At 37.4% G+C, this 16,531-nt stretch carries 15 protein-coding genes, 1 pseudogene and 1 other annotated feature; of the genes and pseudogenes, 14 read left to right on the forward strand and 2 right to left on the reverse strand.

Annotated elements, in window-relative coordinates:
• Positions 1 to 268 (reverse strand): helix-turn-helix domain-containing protein (locus tag ADF68_RS05260; RefSeq protein WP_049548912.1); only part of this gene is annotated, 268 nt, incomplete at its 3' end.
• Between the two features lie 348 nt (positions 269 to 616).
• On the opposite strand from ADF68_RS05260, the gene ADF68_RS05265 reads away from it, so the two are divergent.
• From ADF68_RS05265 to ppc, 8 genes are all read left to right on the forward strand, one after another.
• Entirely contained in the window at positions 617 to 805 is a 189-nt protein-coding gene (locus ADF68_RS05265) for a type II toxin-antitoxin system HicA family toxin (protein ID WP_049548913.1), read from the forward strand.
• Positions 806 to 832: 27 nt separating this feature from the next.
• Positions 833 to 1,210, forward strand: coding sequence for a type II toxin-antitoxin system HicB family antitoxin (locus ADF68_RS05270; RefSeq protein ID WP_049548914.1), 378 nt, complete (start codon positions 833 to 835; stop codon positions 1,208 to 1,210).
• Positions 1,211 to 1,288: 78 nt separating this feature from the next.
• Positions 1,289 to 2,245 carry a competence protein CoiA gene (locus tag ADF68_RS05275; protein ID WP_049548915.1) on the forward strand — a complete coding sequence of 319 codons (957 nt, stop codon included), beginning with the start codon at positions 1,289 to 1,291 and terminating at the stop codon, positions 2,243 to 2,245.
• An 18-nt stretch (positions 2,246 to 2,263) separates the two neighbouring features.
• On the forward strand, positions 2,264 to 4,066 hold the full coding sequence (gene pepF, locus ADF68_RS05280; RefSeq protein ID WP_049548916.1) for an oligoendopeptidase F: 1,803 nt from the start codon (positions 2,264 to 2,266) through the stop codon (positions 4,064 to 4,066).
• 5 nt (positions 4,067 to 4,071) lie between these two features.
• Positions 4,072 to 4,785 carry an O-methyltransferase gene (locus ADF68_RS05285; protein WP_075230868.1) on the forward strand — a complete coding sequence of 238 codons (714 nt, stop codon included), beginning with the start codon at positions 4,072 to 4,074 and terminating at the stop codon, positions 4,783 to 4,785.
• 73 nt (positions 4,786 to 4,858) lie between these two features.
• Positions 4,859 to 5,800 (forward strand): peptidylprolyl isomerase PrsA, encoded by a 942-nt coding sequence (prsA, locus tag ADF68_RS05290; protein WP_049548917.1) that lies wholly within the window; start codon positions 4,859 to 4,861, stop codon positions 5,798 to 5,800.
• 272 nt (positions 5,801 to 6,072) lie between these two features.
• The gene (gene ftsW / locus ADF68_RS05295; protein ID WP_049548918.1) at positions 6,073 to 7,284 is read left to right on the forward strand and encodes a cell division peptidoglycan polymerase FtsW; all 1,212 of its coding nucleotides are present in this window, start codon (positions 6,073 to 6,075) and stop codon (positions 7,282 to 7,284) included.
• A 25-nt stretch (positions 7,285 to 7,309) separates the two neighbouring features.
• Complete coding sequence (gene ppc / locus ADF68_RS05300; protein ID WP_049548919.1) at positions 7,310 to 10,135, forward strand: phosphoenolpyruvate carboxylase; 2,826 nt, start codon at positions 7,310 to 7,312, stop codon at positions 10,133 to 10,135.
• A gap of 73 nt (positions 10,136 to 10,208) precedes the next feature.
• On the opposite strand, the pseudogene ADF68_RS11415 reads toward ppc, so the two are convergent.
• Positions 10,209 to 10,373: pseudogene (locus ADF68_RS11415) on the reverse strand (IS30 family transposase); the annotation flags it as partial.
• A 411-nt stretch (positions 10,374 to 10,784) separates the two neighbouring features.
• On the opposite strand from ADF68_RS11415, the gene ADF68_RS05305 reads away from it, so the two are divergent.
• The 6 genes from ADF68_RS05305 to ADF68_RS05330 all read left to right on the forward strand — a co-directional run bounded on the left by ADF68_RS05305 (position 10,785) and on the right by ADF68_RS05330 (position 16,499).
• The gene (locus ADF68_RS05305; RefSeq protein WP_049548920.1) at positions 10,785 to 11,498 is read left to right on the forward strand and encodes a YiiX/YebB-like N1pC/P60 family cysteine hydrolase; all 714 of its coding nucleotides are present in this window, start codon (positions 10,785 to 10,787) and stop codon (positions 11,496 to 11,498) included.
• A 2-nt stretch (positions 11,499 to 11,500) separates the two neighbouring features.
• Positions 11,501 to 12,619 (forward strand): hypothetical protein, encoded by a 1,119-nt coding sequence (locus tag ADF68_RS10525; protein ID WP_049548921.1) that lies wholly within the window; start codon positions 11,501 to 11,503, stop codon positions 12,617 to 12,619.
• 144 nt (positions 12,620 to 12,763) lie between these two features.
• Positions 12,764 to 12,980 (forward strand) — a binding site (T-box leader).
• A gap of 123 nt (positions 12,981 to 13,103) precedes the next feature.
• A complete protein-coding gene (gene trpX, locus ADF68_RS05315; RefSeq protein ID WP_049548922.1) occupies positions 13,104 to 14,105 on the forward strand; it encodes a tryptophan ABC transporter substrate-binding protein in 1,002 nt (333 codons plus the stop codon).
• A gap of 60 nt (positions 14,106 to 14,165) precedes the next feature.
• Positions 14,166 to 15,032 carry an ABC transporter permease gene (locus ADF68_RS05320; RefSeq protein WP_049548923.1) on the forward strand — a complete coding sequence of 289 codons (867 nt, stop codon included), beginning with the start codon at positions 14,166 to 14,168 and terminating at the stop codon, positions 15,030 to 15,032.
• Positions 15,029 to 15,787 carry an ABC transporter ATP-binding protein gene (locus ADF68_RS05325; protein ID WP_049548924.1) on the forward strand — a complete coding sequence of 253 codons (759 nt, stop codon included), beginning with the start codon at positions 15,029 to 15,031 and terminating at the stop codon, positions 15,785 to 15,787. Before ADF68_RS05320 ends, ADF68_RS05325 begins: the two co-directional genes overlap by 4 nt.
• 280 nt (positions 15,788 to 16,067) lie before the next feature.
• On the forward strand, positions 16,068 to 16,499 hold the full coding sequence (locus tag ADF68_RS05330; RefSeq protein WP_049548925.1) for a hypothetical protein: 432 nt from the start codon (positions 16,068 to 16,070) through the stop codon (positions 16,497 to 16,499).
• Positions 16,500 to 16,531 lie beyond the last annotated feature (32 nt).

Genomic DNA, 16,531 nt, shown 5'->3' on the forward strand with positions numbered 1-16,531 from the left:
TGGTTAAGCTTGATTTCTTGACCGAGCGCTTGCGATTGCTTTCATAAGCTTGTTGAGCATAGTCGGCCGAATAAACCTTTTTGAAGCGCCCTTTTCCAAGACATTGCAGAATTGTCCCGCGCTTGATTTCAGTGTGGATAGTTTGAGGAGCTTTTCCAAGTAGAGAGGCAATTTCTCTATTTGATTTCCCTTCCTTTTTCCATCGTTCGATTAAGCGACGACTATCGATTGTCAAATGTTTGCCTTTTGTAGTATAATGATTTTGCATCTCTGTGCCTTTCTTGTGTTTGTGGTGACTAACAAGTATAACACAGAGGTGTTTTCTTATGCCTATAAAAGCTTTCATTTGGCAAGAGGAACTCTTGAAGCTGTTTCGTCAGCTAAACTAAGGCTAGTCTTAGCCTTGGCTCGCCAGCCTAACAGCATCAAGCCTCTTATCAAATGAAATCGAGTACTAGCTATAAGCTAGTTGAAACATCTAATTTTTAGGAGGGCTGGGTGGCTAACTTCATTATAGAACTTTCAGTCCTAACCTTTTTTCATACTTTTGCGAATAGATGATATAGAAGGATTGACAAAATACGCATTATGAGTATAATTAGAAAGGTAACCATAAATGCCCATTACAGGTAAGGAAATGGTAAAATTAGCTCTTGCAAATGGATGGATTGAAGTTCGTAAGAGAGGAAGTCATCACCATTTTAAGAAAGAAGGAATTCCCTATCTTGTTACGATTCCAGTACATGCTAATGATGATTTAGGAAGAGGTTTGGAGAGAAAAATATTAAAGGATTTGGGCTTGTAGTAGATTTGGAAATTGTGGAGGTGTGTTATGCTAAAATCTTATCCTGCTATTTTTCATAGGGAAGGTACTGGATATTGGGTTGAATTTCCCGAATTTGGAGGAGGGACAGAGGGGGCAACTATTGAACTTGCCATGAAAAATGCTCATGAAATGCTTGAGAATGTCTTAGCTTCTTATATTGATGAAGGGCTAGCTTTGCCTACTCCTAGTGATATTTCTAATCTAAAAGCTCCTGATGGATTTGTAACTTTGATTCAGGTCAATCCTTTGCCTTTTGTAAAGAATAATAAGGCGATTCGAAAGAATGTTACGGTTCCAGAGTGGCTTGTTAGATTAGCAGATCGAGAGAAAGTGAACTATTCTGAAGTGTTGACGCAAGCTTTAGAAAATCGCTTGCAACTTTAAGCTCATAAAATGATGAAGGTGGGGAGTAGCTCAGCCTTTTTCTTATCCTTTTCGAATAAAGTAGAAAAGGGGGTATAAATGTTTTTAGCCAGAGATGAAAAAGGAAGCTTAGTCAATGCCTTGGAGGATAAATTAGTTAAACAAAGCTATACTTGTCCAGCTTGTGGAGCTTTGGTTCGATTAAGAAAAGGGAAGAACCTACGGACGCATTTTGCCCATGTATCGCTCAAACAGTGTGATTTTTACTACGAAAATGAGAGTCTAGAGCATCTGGAAAATAAGGTTGCCCTTTTTAATTGGGCGATGAAAAATGACAAGGCCGAGCTTGAATGTCCCATTCCTCAACTAAAACAAATTGCAGATATCTTTATCAATAAACAACTAGCTCTAGAAATTCAATGCAGTCCCATTTCATGTGACCTTTTGAGGAACAGAAGCAATGGTTATCGAAGTTTGGGAATTCAAGTTCTTTGGCTACTGGGAGAAAAACTCTGGCTAAAAGCGCGACTAACTAAACTTCAGAGAGATTTTCTTTACTTCAGTAATAATATGGGCTTTCATATTTGGGAGTTAGACCATAAAAAACAAGTTTTAAGACTTAAGTACCTCCTTCACCAAGATTTGAAAGGGAAACTCCATTATCAGGTCAAGGAATTTTCTTATGACAAAGGAAATCTTCTAGAAATATTACGGACTCCTTATCATCAACAAAATCTTACCACTTTTTCGGTTGAACAAGATAAGAACATTTGTCACTACATTCAAAAACAACTCTTTTATCAAAATCCCTATTGGATGAAGCAACAAGCCCAAGCTTACTTAAGAGGAGAAAACCTATTAAATCTGAAGACTAAGAACTGGTATCCCCAAGTAAGGCCTATAGAAAATGGTCTATTTTGTCAGATAACTGTAGATTTGCAGGGCTATTACGATAATTTTCAGGCTTATTATCAACTAAATCCCAAAATTGACACACAAAAGCTTTATCCACCTGCCTTTTATCAGCAATATTTCTTAAAAAATATGGTAAAATAGAAAGGATGGAGGAAACTTATGGTATTACAACGAAATGAAATCAATGAAAAAGATACATGGGATCTATCAACGATCTTTGAAACAGACCAAAAATGGGAAGAAGAACTCGCCCTTTTAACAGAAGATACAAAACAAGCAGCTAGTCTTGAAGGACATCTCTTGGACAGTGCAGAAAGCCTTCTTGAAATTACAGAGCGTTATCTGGATTTGAGTCGTCGTCTTGAAAAACTCTATGTCTATGCACATATGAAAAACGATCAGGATACACGAGTTGCTAAATATCAAGAATACTACGCAAAAGCCATGACTCTTTATAGTCAACTTGATCAAGTCTTCTCTTTCTATGAGCCTGAATTTATGGCAATCACAGAAGACCAGTATCAAAACCTTTTAGCAAAAGAACCAAAACTCCAGCCTTATAAACACTTCTTTGATAAACTCTTGCAAAATAAGGACCATGTCCTTTCACAACGTGAAGAAGAGTTGCTTGCAGGCGCTGGTGAAATCTTCGGTGCTGCTAGTGAAACCTTTGCTATTTTAGATAATGCAGATATCGTCTTTCCATTTGTTAAAGATGAAGATGGAAATGAAGTTCAATTATCACACGGCGTTTATATGCGCTTGGTAGAATCTAAAAATCGTGAGGTTCGTCGTGGAGCTTATGAAGCCCTCTATGCTACTTATGAGCAATACCAGCACACTTACGCTAAAACCTTGCAGACCAATGTTAAAGTGCAAAACTATCGTGCTAAGGTTCGTAATTACAAGAGTGCGCGTGAAGCTGCTCTTGCGGCCAACTTTGTGCCAGAAAGTGTTTATGACAATCTAGTATCTGCTGTTCGTAAGCACTTACCATTATTGCACCGTTATCTGGCTCTTCGCTCAAAAATTCTTGGTATTCCAGACCTCAAAATGTACGATGTCTATACACCATTGTCTTCAGTGGAATACAACTTTACTTATGAAGAAGCCTTGAAGAAAGCAGAAGATGCTTTGGCAGTTCTTGGTGAGGATTACTTGAGCCGTGTTAAACGTGCCTTCAGCGAACGCTGGATTGATGTGTATGAAAATCAAGGCAAGCGTTCAGGTGCATATTCTGGCGGTTCTTATGATACCAACGCCTTCATGCTTCTTAACTGGCAAGATAACCTGGATAATCTCTTTACTCTTGTACATGAGACAGGGCACAGTATGCATTCTAGCTATACGCGTGAAACACAACCTTATGTATACGGAGATTACTCAATCTTCTTGGCAGAAATTGCTTCAACTACTAATGAAAACATCCTGACAGAAAAATTATTGCAAGAAGTTCAAGACGATGCAACACGCTTTGCAATTCTCAACAACTTCCTAGATGGTTTCCGTGGAACAGTCTTCCGCCAAACTCAATTTGCTGAATTTGAACATGCTATTCACCAAGCTGACCAAAATGGTGAAGTCTTGACAAGTGAGTTCCTAAACAATCTCTATGCTGACTTGAACCAAGAATATTATGGCTTGAGCAAGGAAGACAATCCTCAAATCCAGTACGAGTGGGCTCGTATCCCGCATTTCTACTATAACTACTATGTCTATCAATATTCAACAGGCTTTGCAGCAGCTTCAGCTTTGGCTGAAAAGATTGTTCATGGTAGCCAAGAGGATCGTGATCGCTATATTGACTACCTCAAAGCAGGGAAGTCAGACTATCCACTCAATATCATGCGTAAAGCGGGTGTTGATATGGAAAAAGAAGATTACCTCAACGATGCCTTTGCAGTCTTTGAACGCCGTTTGGATGAGTTTGAAGCTCTTGTTGAAAAATTAGGATTGGCATAAGGCAGATGGTAAAGTCTTATAGTAAAAATGCCAATCATAACATGCGACGTCCTGTTGTCAAGCATGAGATTGTCGAGTTCATGCGCCACAGACAAAAGCAGGTGACAGGTTCCCTAAAAGAACTAGAAAACTTTGCTCGCAAGGAAAATATTCCCATCATTCCTCATGAAACCGTCGCTTACTTTCGTTTCCTTATGGAAACTATTCAACCAAAAAATATTTTAGAGATTGGTACGGCGATTGGATTTTCAGCACTTTTGATGGCAGAACATTTACCCAAGTCAAAAATCACCACTATTGACCGAAATCCTGAGATGATTGGTTTTGCCAAGGAGAATTTTGCTCGCTTTGATAGTCGCAAGCAGATTACCCTTTTAGAAGGCGATGCTGTGGATGTCCTTTCGACCTTAACAGAGTCCTACGACTTTGTATTTATGGATTCTGCCAAGTCCAAGTACATCATTTTTCTACCAGAAATACTCAAACATTTGGAAGTTGGAGGAGTGGTAGTCTTGGATGATATTTTCCAGGGTGGTGATGTGGCCAAGGATATCATGGAAGTACGTCGAGGCCAACGAACAATCTATCGTGGCTTGCAACGACTCTTTGATGCGACTTTGGACAATCCAGGATTAACCGCTACTTTGGTTCCTCTTGGAGACGGAATTCTCATGCTGAGAAAAAATCAAGCAGAAGTAGAACTGCCTGATATTGATTGATTTCAGATATTTTTAAGACAATTTGGTAAAATAGATAAGGTAAACCTTTATTTAGTGAACAAAAGGAGTAAACATGAAGAAAAAACTAATGGCAGGAGCCATCACCTTGTTGTCAGTAGCTACTTTGGCTGCTTGTTCCAATAGCTCTCAAGGAGCAGACTTGATCAGTATGAAGGGTGATGTGATTACAGAACATCAATTCTTTGAAGAAGTTAAAAACAATGCGACTGCTCAACAAGTCTTGCTGAATATGACCATTCAAAAAGTTTTTGAAAAACAATATGGTTCAGAAGTTAGCGATAAAGAAGTAGAGGATGCCGTTGCAGAAGAACAAAAGAAATACGGTGATAGCTATCAAACGATTCTCGCCCGTTCAGGTATGACTGCTGAAAGCCGTAAAGCTCAAATTCGTACAAGTAAATTAGTTGAGTATGCTGTTAAGAAAGCCGCTGAAGCTGAATTAACAGATGAAAACTATAAAAAAGCATTTGAAGAGTATACTCCAGAAGTAACGGCTCAAATTATTAAACTTGACAGTGAAGATAAGGCTAAGGAAGTTCTTGCCAAAGCAAAAGAATCTGGAGCTGATTTTGCACAACTTGCAAAAGACAATTCTACAGATGAAAAGACTAAAGAAAATGGTGGAGAAATTACCTTTGACTCTGCATCAACAGAATTGCCAGACGTGGTTAAAAAAGCTGCTTTTGCGCTTGATGTTAACGGAATTTCAGATGTTATCACTGCTCCAGGAACTCAAGCTTATACAAGTAGTTTCTACATTGTGAAACTAACTAAGAAGTCTGAAAAATCTTCAAACTTGGATGACTACAAAGAAAAACTTAAAACAATCATTTTGACTCAAAAACAAAATGATGCAACCTTTGTCCAAGGTGTCATTAGTAAAGAATTACAGGATGCAAACATTAAAGTTAAAGACCAGTCCTTCCAAAATATCTTTACACAATACATCAAAAGCGAAACAACTTCTGACAGCAGCAGTAGCGCCTCAAACTAAGATAGTAATGAACTACCTTCCTCTATCTGGAAGGTAGTTTTTAAGTTTATAAAATATCAACATTATAGTTTTATAAGTCCTAGTAACTTAAAACGCTCGATAGATCGGATAAGGGGATCACTCAAGACATTCTAGTCCAGAGTCTGTTTTGAGTAAAATTCGAATGTTTTCACTGTAAGAGTTTTTTTCTAGTCTAAAAAATGGTATAATAGCATGTAAAACTAGAAATAATAAGGGAAAATAAAAATATTTTTCCGATAGATAGGTGACATATGAAAATAAGTAAAAGGCACCTGCTGAATTATTCCATTTTGATTCCTTATTTACTGTTATCCGTTTTAGGATTGATAGTAGTTTATTCGACAACTAGTGCGTCCCTCATTCAGGAAGGAAAGAGTGCATTACAACTAGTGCGAAATCAGGGGATTTTCTGGATAGCCAGTTTATTCTTAATAGCCTTAATTTATAAATTAAAATTAGGATTTCTGCGAAATGAGCGATTACTCTTTATCGTCATGTTTGTCGAGTTGATATTATTGGCTCTAGCACGTTTAATCGGTAGTCCAATCAATGGAGCCTATGGCTGGATCAAGGTTGGCCCGATCACGATTCAACCAGCAGAGTATCTAAAGATTATTATCATTTGGTACTTGGCTCAGCGTTTTTCAAAACAACAAGATGAGATAGCAGTTTATGACTTCCAAATTTTAACCCTCAATCAGTGGTTGCCAAGAGCCTTTAATGATTGGCGGTTTGTCCTCTTGGTCATGATAGGTAGTTTGGCAATCTTCCCTGACCTTGGAAATGCAACCATCTTGATTTTAGTATCCTTGCTCATGTATACCATCAGTGGAATAGCTTATCGGTGGTTCACAACTATTCTGGGCTTACTAGCTGGTGTTTCTATGATTTCCTTAACAGCCATTCGCTTTATCGGTGTTGAAAAATTCTCAAAGATTCCTGTCTTTGGTTATGTTGCCAAGCGTTTCAGTGCTTTTTTCAACCCCTTTAATGACCTAGCAGGATCTGGGCATCAGTTAGCCAATTCTTATTATGCAATGGTTAACGGTGGCTGGTTTGGTCTTGGTTTAGGAAATTCCATTGAAAAACGAGGTTATCTACCAGAAGCCCATACAGACTTTGTCTTTTCGATTGTGATAGAGGAGTTTGGATTTGTAGGAGCTAGTCTTATTTTGGCTCTTCTATTCTTCTTGATTCTTCGTATTATTTTGGTTGGAATTCGAGCGAGAGATCCTTTCAACTCAATGGTGGCAATCGGTATTGGGGGCATGATTCTGATACAGGTATTTGTTAACATTGGCGGTATATCAGGCTTGATCCCTTCAACAGGGGTAACCTTCCCCTTCCTATCGCAAGGGGGAAACAGTCTCTTGGTCCTATCAGTAGCCATCGCCTTTGTGTTGAATATTGATGCCAGTGAAAAACGTGCCAAACTCTATCGCGAATTAGAAGCGCAACTCTAAGACATAATATAACAAGGAGAAAAAAATGTCTCTTCAAAAGTTAGAAAATTATAGTAATAAAACGGTCGTACAGGAAGAAGTTCAAATCTTGACAGATATGCTGGAAGATATCACCCAAAATATGCTTCCTGCTGAAACCTTTGATAAGATTATGCACTTGAAGGAACTTTCGTCAAAACTTGACTATCAAGGGCTAGATAAAGTAGTAACAGGTCTTTCAAATGATGAGATGGTCTACATTTCTAGATACTTCTCTATCTTGCCACTTTTAATTAACATCTCAGAAGATGTTGACTTGGCTTACGAGATTAACCATCTAAATAATGTTGATCAAGACTATCTCGGTAAATTGTCTACAACAATCAAAATGGTGGCTGAAAAAGAAAACGCTGCTGAAATCCTTGAACACTTGAACGTGGTGCCAGTTTTGACAGCCCATCCTACTCAGGTACAACGTAAGAGTATGTTGGACTTGACCACTCACATCCATACTCTTTTGCGTAAATATCGTGATGTGAGAATGGGGCTCATTAACAAGGAAAAATGGCATAATGATCTTCGTCGCTATATTGAGATTATCATGCAGACAGATATGATTCGTGAGAAAAAACTAAAAGTAACCAACGAAATCACCAATGTTATGGAGTACTACAATAGTTCCTTCCTACAGGCTGTCCCTAACTTGATGCTAGAGTACAAGCGTCTAGCAAAAGAACAAGGAATTGACCTAAAACAAGCTAAACCAATTACTATGGGAATGTGGATCGGTGGAGACCGTGATGGGAATCCATTTGTGACAGCTGAGACGCTTATGCGTTCTGCTACCATTCAAAGTGAAGTAGTCTTGAACTACTATATCAGCAAGATTTCAAGTCTCTATCGCACCTTCTCTCTATCGACTAATTTGTCAAAAACAAGTCAAGCTGTTGAAGAAATGGCTGCTCAGTCTGGAGATACATCCGTCTTTCGTGAAAAAGAACCCTATCGTCGTGCCTTTCATTTGATTCAGTCCAAATTGATTCAAACTCTCTTGAATTTAAAAGAATGGTCTGTGGTTGGCTCGTCAGCTGATGAACGCCATCCTGTTGAACGTCTTTTTGGTACTCAAGGGCATCAACAAGGAGTGATTACTGACTATATTAGCAATCGACTTTCAGGAGCTATTCAAGAGCTGGCTGAAGATCGTCCACCATTTTACGAAACAGTTGAAGAGTTCAAAAAAGATCTATATACTATTAAGGATTCATTACTTGAAAACAAGGCAGAGTCCTTGCTTACAGGTGAATTTGCAGAACTTTTAGAAGCTGTAGAAGTCTTTGGTTTCTTCTTAGCTTCCATCGACATGCGTCAAGACTCAAGTGTTCACGAGGCCTGTGTGGCAGAATTGTTGGCATCTGCTGGAATCAATGACCACTATAGTGATTTATCAGAAGATGAAAAATGCGACTTGCTATTGCATGAATTATTAGAAGATCCTCGAATCTTGTCTGCAACTCATGCTGAGAAGTCTGAACTTCTCGAAAAAGAATTAGCTATTTTCAAAACTGCACGTGAATTAAAAGATCGTTTAGGAGAAGATGTCATTCGTCAAACGATTATCTCTCACGCAACCAGCGTGTCTGATATGCTGGAATTAGCAATCATGCTAAAAGAAGTTGGATTGGTGGATGCTGAAAAAGCACGTGTTCAGATTGTACCACTCTTTGAGACGATTGAAGACTTGGATCATTCTGAAGAAACTATGAGAAAATATTTCTCTCTACCACTTGCTAAGAAATGGATTGCTTCTAAAAACAATTACCAAGAAATCATGCTCGGCTACTCTGATAGTAACAAGGATGGTGGTTATCTATCATCTTGTTGGACACTTTATAAGGCCCAACAACAATTGACTGCTATTGGTGATGAATTTGGAGTCAAAGTAACCTTCTTCCATGGTCGTGGTGGTACCGTTGGCCGTGGTGGTGGCCCTACTTATGATGCCATTGCTTCTCAACCACTCAAGTCCATCAAGGATCGTATCCGTTTGACTGAGCAAGGAGAAGTTATCGGAAACAAATACGGAAACAAGGATGCAGCCTACTATAACCTTGAAATGTTGGTTTCAGCAGCTATCAACCGCATGATTACCAAGAAGAAGAGTGATACCAATACGTCAAATCGCTATGAAGCCATCATGGATCAAGTAGTAGAACGTAGCTACGATATTTATCGTGAACTCGTATTTGGAAATGACCATTTCTATGATTATTTCTTTGAATCGAGTCCAATCAAGGCTATCTCAAGTTTCAATATTGGTTCTCGTCCAGCAGCTCGTAAAACGATCACTGAAATCGGTGGTTTACGTGCTATTCCTTGGGTATTCTCATGGTCACAAAGTCGTGTTATGTTCCCAGGTTGGTATGGAGTTGGTTCAAGCTTTAAGGAATTTATCGACCAAGATCCAAAAAATATTGAATATCTTCGTGATATGTATCAAAATTGGCCATTCTTCCAATCACTCCTATCCAACGTCGATATGGTCTTGTCAAAATCAAATATGAACATTGCCTTTGAATACGCTAAACTGTGTGAAAGTGAAGAAGTACAAGCAATTTACTATACCATTTTAGATGAATGGCAGTTGACTAAGGACGTTATCTTGTCTATTGAAGGCCATGAGGAGCTCTTGGCAGAAAATACCTATTTGAAAGACAGTCTCAACTACCGCATGCCTTATTTCAATATCCTTAACTATATTCAGTTGGAATTGATTAAGCGTCAACGTCGTGGTGAGTTATCTTCAGATGAAGAAAGATTAATCCATACAACTATCAACGGAATTGCTACAGGATTACGTAATTCAGGTTGATACAAGCAAGATTTTCCAAAAACGTAGGGATTGCCTAAGTCTCAAGTTCAAGTTGGATAGCAAATAGCAATTTTTAACGTAACTTGTAGCCCAAGTGTCTTTTAGGATAGTTATTCATCCGATTAACAATGAAGGCGACTTCTTTAGGAGTCGTTTTCTTTTTTCTTTTAGGGAATCCTATACGAATCAGCCAGTTGTGATTATCATTAGTTCCCTATTCCCAAGAGGCATAGGGATGATTTAATGTCTACTCTTTCGATCAGCCAAGAGAGGCAAACAGTTTTGTTTCACCTTATAACTAGAACTTTATCTATTTCCTAATGAGCATTCTCCTCGCTTAAATTATTGATGTTCGAAAAATTTTTCTTGGCTTTCTTTTAGTCAACTAAATATATATAAAACGAAATAGAGGATTAAATTCGTTGACAAAACATAAATATAATGCTATTCTATATATTGAGGAAAGGGCTTACAATTGTAAATGTAAAGATTAATCTGCTTATATTAGTAGAATAGTTATTATAGGTTGTTTAATAACTATTAGGCTGATGACTAGAGTTATAAAATGGAGGGGATAATATAAAGTATTTAGGAATTGCTTGTTGTTTTAATTGAATTTAATAATAGAGTTCTAAGAGGAGAAATTTCTATGAGAAAATCTATAATTTTGAGTGGTTTATCTTTTTTATGCCTAGCTTCAACCATAAGTATTGAAACTATTTATGCAAATGAAAGTACCGATTTATATATTGAAACTAATAAGTTTATTGGGAATGATATTCAACTGACTCCAGAACAACAAAGTATTTTGGATAGTATGGATAGCAGGACACAAGAGTATCTTGAAAATGGGATGTCAGAACCTGTTAGGTATGATGTAAAAAACTATTCTAGATCTCGCATAGGTGATTGGAGTTGGCGAGACGGTCTAATTTGTGTAACTGATCAAGGTATAGGAACTCGAAGAATTAACAGTTGGCATGCAGCGATAGTAGTGCCACAGAGACTATATTCTGTTGCCGAAGCACCAGGGGTGACGGAGAAAGTTCGACTTAGAAGTGGTAAATGGACAAGTAGTACATACACTATTTGGCAAGTTGGAGTAAACGCTACAAGTGTTCAGCAAGACTGGAATGCTGGCCAGTGGGCGGGAAACCAAGTCAATAAACCGTATAACACTAATTTTTGGAATGCAAAACAAACTAATAGTTTTTATTGTTCTCAATTAGTTTGGGCTGCTTATTACTATACTGCTGGGGTTGATTTGAATAAAAGTGACAATGACATAGGATCAGCTATTGCTATACACCCTGGAGAATTTGTCTCTAATCCTAAGACCACTATTGTTTATAGGAATAAATGATTATGAATAATAAACAAAAAGTTGGTCATGTTATTGTTGTAGCCATTATTATTTTAATGGGAGTGTTATTTTTTATCCAAAGATATTCTGCTGCATCATCAAAACAATTTTCTATACAGTCAGATGTGGATTTTTATTTATTAGGATATCACAGTGTGGAGGGGTATAATTTTAAAGATAGTTCATTTGAGAAAGTTTCTGATGAAAAAATAGAGATAGTTAAGGGCCAGATTAATCAAGTTGTTAAGCGTGCAGAAATTTCCAATCGTTATTTGCTATTTTCTGAAGAAGGTCCACCCTTAGGTGTAGTAGGTAGAATAATATCAGTTGATTTTGAAACTGGAAAGATTCACTATAATAAGACCTCTGATTATGCTTTTTCAACAGCTGGCGTAAATCCAGACTACTATTTCACTTCTGAAGCAAATACAGATGATAGTTTTATTGCAGTTTTTGATACAAATTTAAAGGAAGTAGATAAATATATTTTCAAAAATTCTGTTTTTGCTACAGATTTTTCAAACGATGGTGATAATATCTACTTTTTGGGAGTAGATGTTAAAAGTAATGATAATTACCCAACCTACTTACATCATTTTTCACTAAAGAACAAGAAATTACAGTTTGAAAATAAAGAAATTCTCTATGATGATCCTAACTTGACTTATTTTTTTGACGATAGCATTGTGAAGGGTAAACAACTCTATTCAGTTTCCGGTGGATATCGAATTAACTCGACCAAGGAAAAAGTACTTTGGGGGAAAGTTTTTCACTATGATATGGAATCAGGACTTAAGGAATTTTTTGATTTAGATGAAATTGGTCCAGTTAACATTATTGAATTAGGAGAAAATTTGTTAGCAATTGAGCATGAGAGTAATGATTCAGGAAAAATTGCTTTCAGTCTATTTGATGTAACTAGTCATAAATCAACCTTTATCAATCTATCTCAATTTGGATTTTCAGCTGAAACAGACTACATAAAAGATATTAAGCTTCTCGAAGATAATATTTTATTAGTTTTAGCAGGTAATAAATTGATTGCATATGATATAAATGAAAATACTATCATTCTTGAAAAAATAGTTGATGAAGATATGTTTCATATTTGGTTAAAATAATTTGCAAATTTATATAGATTTTTGTAATGTTACATTGTTAAGCCAATTCCCACAGGCATATGATTAACTTACTCTCTCTGATTTTACATTTTTTTAAAAATATTTTATGAAAACCCTTGACAAGTTTTAGTAAAATGATATAATTTAAGCATTCAGAAAGTAATCATTGAAATTTTTTAGAGAGTCTGTGGTTGGTGGAAACAGATAGATGGAAGTGATGAAAATTGGGCTGAATGTTATTAAGAATTTGAAATCATAAGAATTCGGTGAGCACACCTTACAGTGCAACTCGTTTTAGCGAGTAAGAGCGATAGGACTAGTTCCTATAATTGAGGTGGCACCGCGCATCGACGTCCTCACACAAGTTTTTTGTGTGAGGACTTTTTCTATGGGGAGGAAAAATTATGGAAATCAAACGATGGCGTCGCTTGAATAAGTGATTGAATAAAAAAATAATAAGTTAAGAAGAAATAAGGAGAAAATTATGAAAAACAAACGTCTACTCGGTATTATCGTAGCATTAGCACTTGTAGTTGGAGGAAGCTTGGTGTATTCTAGCTTAACGAAGCAGGAAACTAAAGCTGAGACAGCAAATAAAACTGCTAAGGTTGGTGTTCTACAGTTTGTCAGCCACCCATCACTCGATTTGATTTACCAAGGTATCCAAGATGGACTTGCTGAAGAAGGCTATAAAGGTGACCAAATTAAAATCGACTTTATGAACTCAGAAGGTGACCAAAGTAAGGTTGCTACAATGAGTAAGCAATTAGTCGCAAACGGAAACGATGTAGTTGTCGGAATTGCAACACCTGCAGCTCAAGGTCTCGCAAGTGCAACAAAAGACCTTCCTGTTATCATGGCAGCTATTACAGACCCAGCTGGAGCTAACCTTGTACAAAACTTGGAAAAACCAGGTGGGAACATCACTGGGGTGTCTGACCACAACCCTGCTCAACAACAGGTTGAATTGATCAAGACATTGACTCCTGATGTCAAGACGGTTGGAGCTCTTTACTCAAGTAGTGAAGATAACTCAAAATCACAAGTTGAAGAATTCAAAACTTATGCTGAAAAAGCTGGTTTGAAAGTAGAAACATTTGCAGTTCCTTCAACGAACGAAATTGCTTCAACAGTTAATGTTATGACTGGTAAAGTAGATGCAATCTGGATTCCAATTGACAACACAATCGCATCTGCGTTCTCAACTGTAGTATCAAGCAACCAAACAGCTAAAAAACCAATCTACCCAAGTGCGACTGCCATGGTAGAAGCAGGTGGTTTGGCATCAGTCGTTGTGGACCAACACGATCTTGGTGTTGCTACCGGTAAGATGATTGCCAAAGTCTTGAAGGGGGAAAAACCTGCAGATACACCAGTTAATGTCTTCTCAACTGGTAAATCAGTTATTAATAAAAAAGTCTCTCAAGAACTTGGAATCACAATTCCTGAATCAGTTCTCAAAGAAGCTGGTCAAGTAATTGAATAAGAATGTAGGAGGAGTTGGAGACATCTCCTCCAATTTTTAAAAGAAGGAAATGAATGTAACATGATAATATCGATTATTTCACAGGGATTGGTCTGGGCTATCCTGGGCTTGGGAATTTTTATGACCTTTCGAATTCTGAACTTTCCAGATATGACAACTGAGGGTTCCTTCCCACTAGGAGGAGCAGTTGCAGTAACACTGATTACTCAAGGCGTTAATCCTTTTCTTGCTACCTTAGTAGCTGTTGGAGCAGGCTGTCTTGCTGGTTTAGCGACTGGTCTTCTTTACACTAAAGGAAAGATTCCAACACTCTTGTCTGGAATTCTGGTCATGACTTCTTGCCATTCTATCATGCTCATGATTATGGGACGGGCTAACCTTGGACTTTTAAATACCAAGCAAATCCAAGATGTTCTTCCATTTTCATCTGAGATTAATCAATTACTGACAGGTTTGATTTTTGTGACTTTGGTTATCCTTCTCATGCTTTTCTTCCTAGATACTAAATTGGGACAAGCTTATATCGCAACAGGAGATAATCCAGATATGGCTCGTAGTTTTGGTATCAATACAGGCCGTATGGAGCTCATGGGCTTGGTCTTGTCAAATGGTGTTATCGCCCTTGCTGGTGCCTTAATTGCCCAACAAGAAGGTTACGCGGATGTTTCTCGTGGTATCGGTGTTATCGTTGTTGGTCTTGCAAGTTTGATTATCGGTGAAGTTCTGTTCAAGAGTCTTACCCTAGCAGAACGTTTGGTTACCATTGTAGTTGGTTCCATCAGTTATCAATTCTTGGTATGGGGCGTTATTGCTCTCGGCTTTAATACTAGCTACCTCCGTTTGTACAGTGCTCTTATCCTAGCAACTTGTCTTGTAATTCCAACACTTAAGGATAAATACTTGAAAGGAGTCAAGTTAAGCAAATGACAGCAATTGTAAAATTAAGAAATGCCACAAAAATTGTGACAAATGGCTTTGACGAGGAGAAAATTATCCTAAACGATGTTTCTCTTGATATTTACGAACATGACTTCATCACAATCCTGGGTGGAAATGGTGCAGGCAAGTCAACCCTCTTTAATAGCATCGCAGGAACTTTGCCTTTAACCAGTGGTAGCATTCGTATTATGGGTGAGGATGTGACTCATTTTAGCCCTGAAAAACGTGCCAAGTACCTTTCTCGAGTCTTTCAGGATCCTAAGATGGGAACTGCCCCTCGTATGACCGTTGCAGAAAACCTCTTGATTGCAAAGTTTCGTGGAGAAAAACGTGGTCTATTTCCAAGAAGACTCTCAGCTTACAAGGAAGAATTTCAAGCAACTATTGAGAAGGTTGGAAATGGTATAGAAAAACACTTGGATACACCCATTGAATTCTTGTCAGGTGGACAAAGACAGGCCTTAAGTCTCTTGATGGCAACGCTAAAACGTCCGGAACTTCTGTTGTTGGATGAACACACAGCAGCTCTTGACCCTAAAACAAGTGTGGCCTTGATGGAGTTGACAGATGACTTTGTCAGCAAGGACAAGCTGACTGCGCTTATGATTACCCATCATATGGAGGATGCCCTCAAGTACGGAAATCGTTTGATTGTTATGAAAGAAGGCCGAATCATCCAAGATTTGAATAAGGATGAAAAAGCTAAGATGAAAATTTCTGATTACTATCAGTTGTTTGAGTAGATAATTTTTAAAACATCTATCATTAAAAACTTAGAAGTGGGAATCCTATTTCTAAGTCTTTTTGTTATAAAAAAGTTATTAGAAAAATATAGTTGATTGAAATAAGATATGAACAAAGAGATTAGGAAAGTCAAATCAATTTCTAAAAATGTTTTAGAATTTGTAGTGTACTATTCTAAGTTCAATCTGCTATATATATTTTCTTCATCTTTTCACTTGATGCTTTTTATAGTATAATCCATATAAGAATTAAATATTAAATAGTAGAGGAGGTAGAACAATGGCATACACACAAGAAGATTTTCAGGAATGGATTTTTCAGATTGGATTTAAGATGGACTATTTCACAAGGGATTTTGCGGAGAAAGAAGGGCTAAATTTAGACTATAGTATGCAGTCCTTGGATGATTTGGAGGCTTGGATCTTAGCTCACTACGAAGACCACCATGCTTTGATAGCAGACCGCAAGATGTTGGATTATTTGACCGTTTATATCGGTGAAACCTTTCGCAAACACCTAGGAGGAAAATGGTTTATTGATCTTAAAAATAAAAAGAACGCCTATTATTCAATGCCTGTCTTGACTGATCCATCCTATAGAGGAGAGGTATACAAAGCACCATTGACTTATGCAACAGCTTGTATCAGTAGAAAAGATGGTCAGTATATTAGCAGGATATTAAAAAATAATCTCGAAAATCAAGTGAAATAGTCTTTAATTTTTTCTATTTTTCTTTCAAATAT

Source organism: Streptococcus pseudopneumoniae, assembly GCF_001068775.1.
In the GTDB taxonomy this organism is placed as follows: Bacteria; Bacillota; Bacilli; order Lactobacillales; family Streptococcaceae; genus Streptococcus; species Streptococcus pseudopneumoniae_N.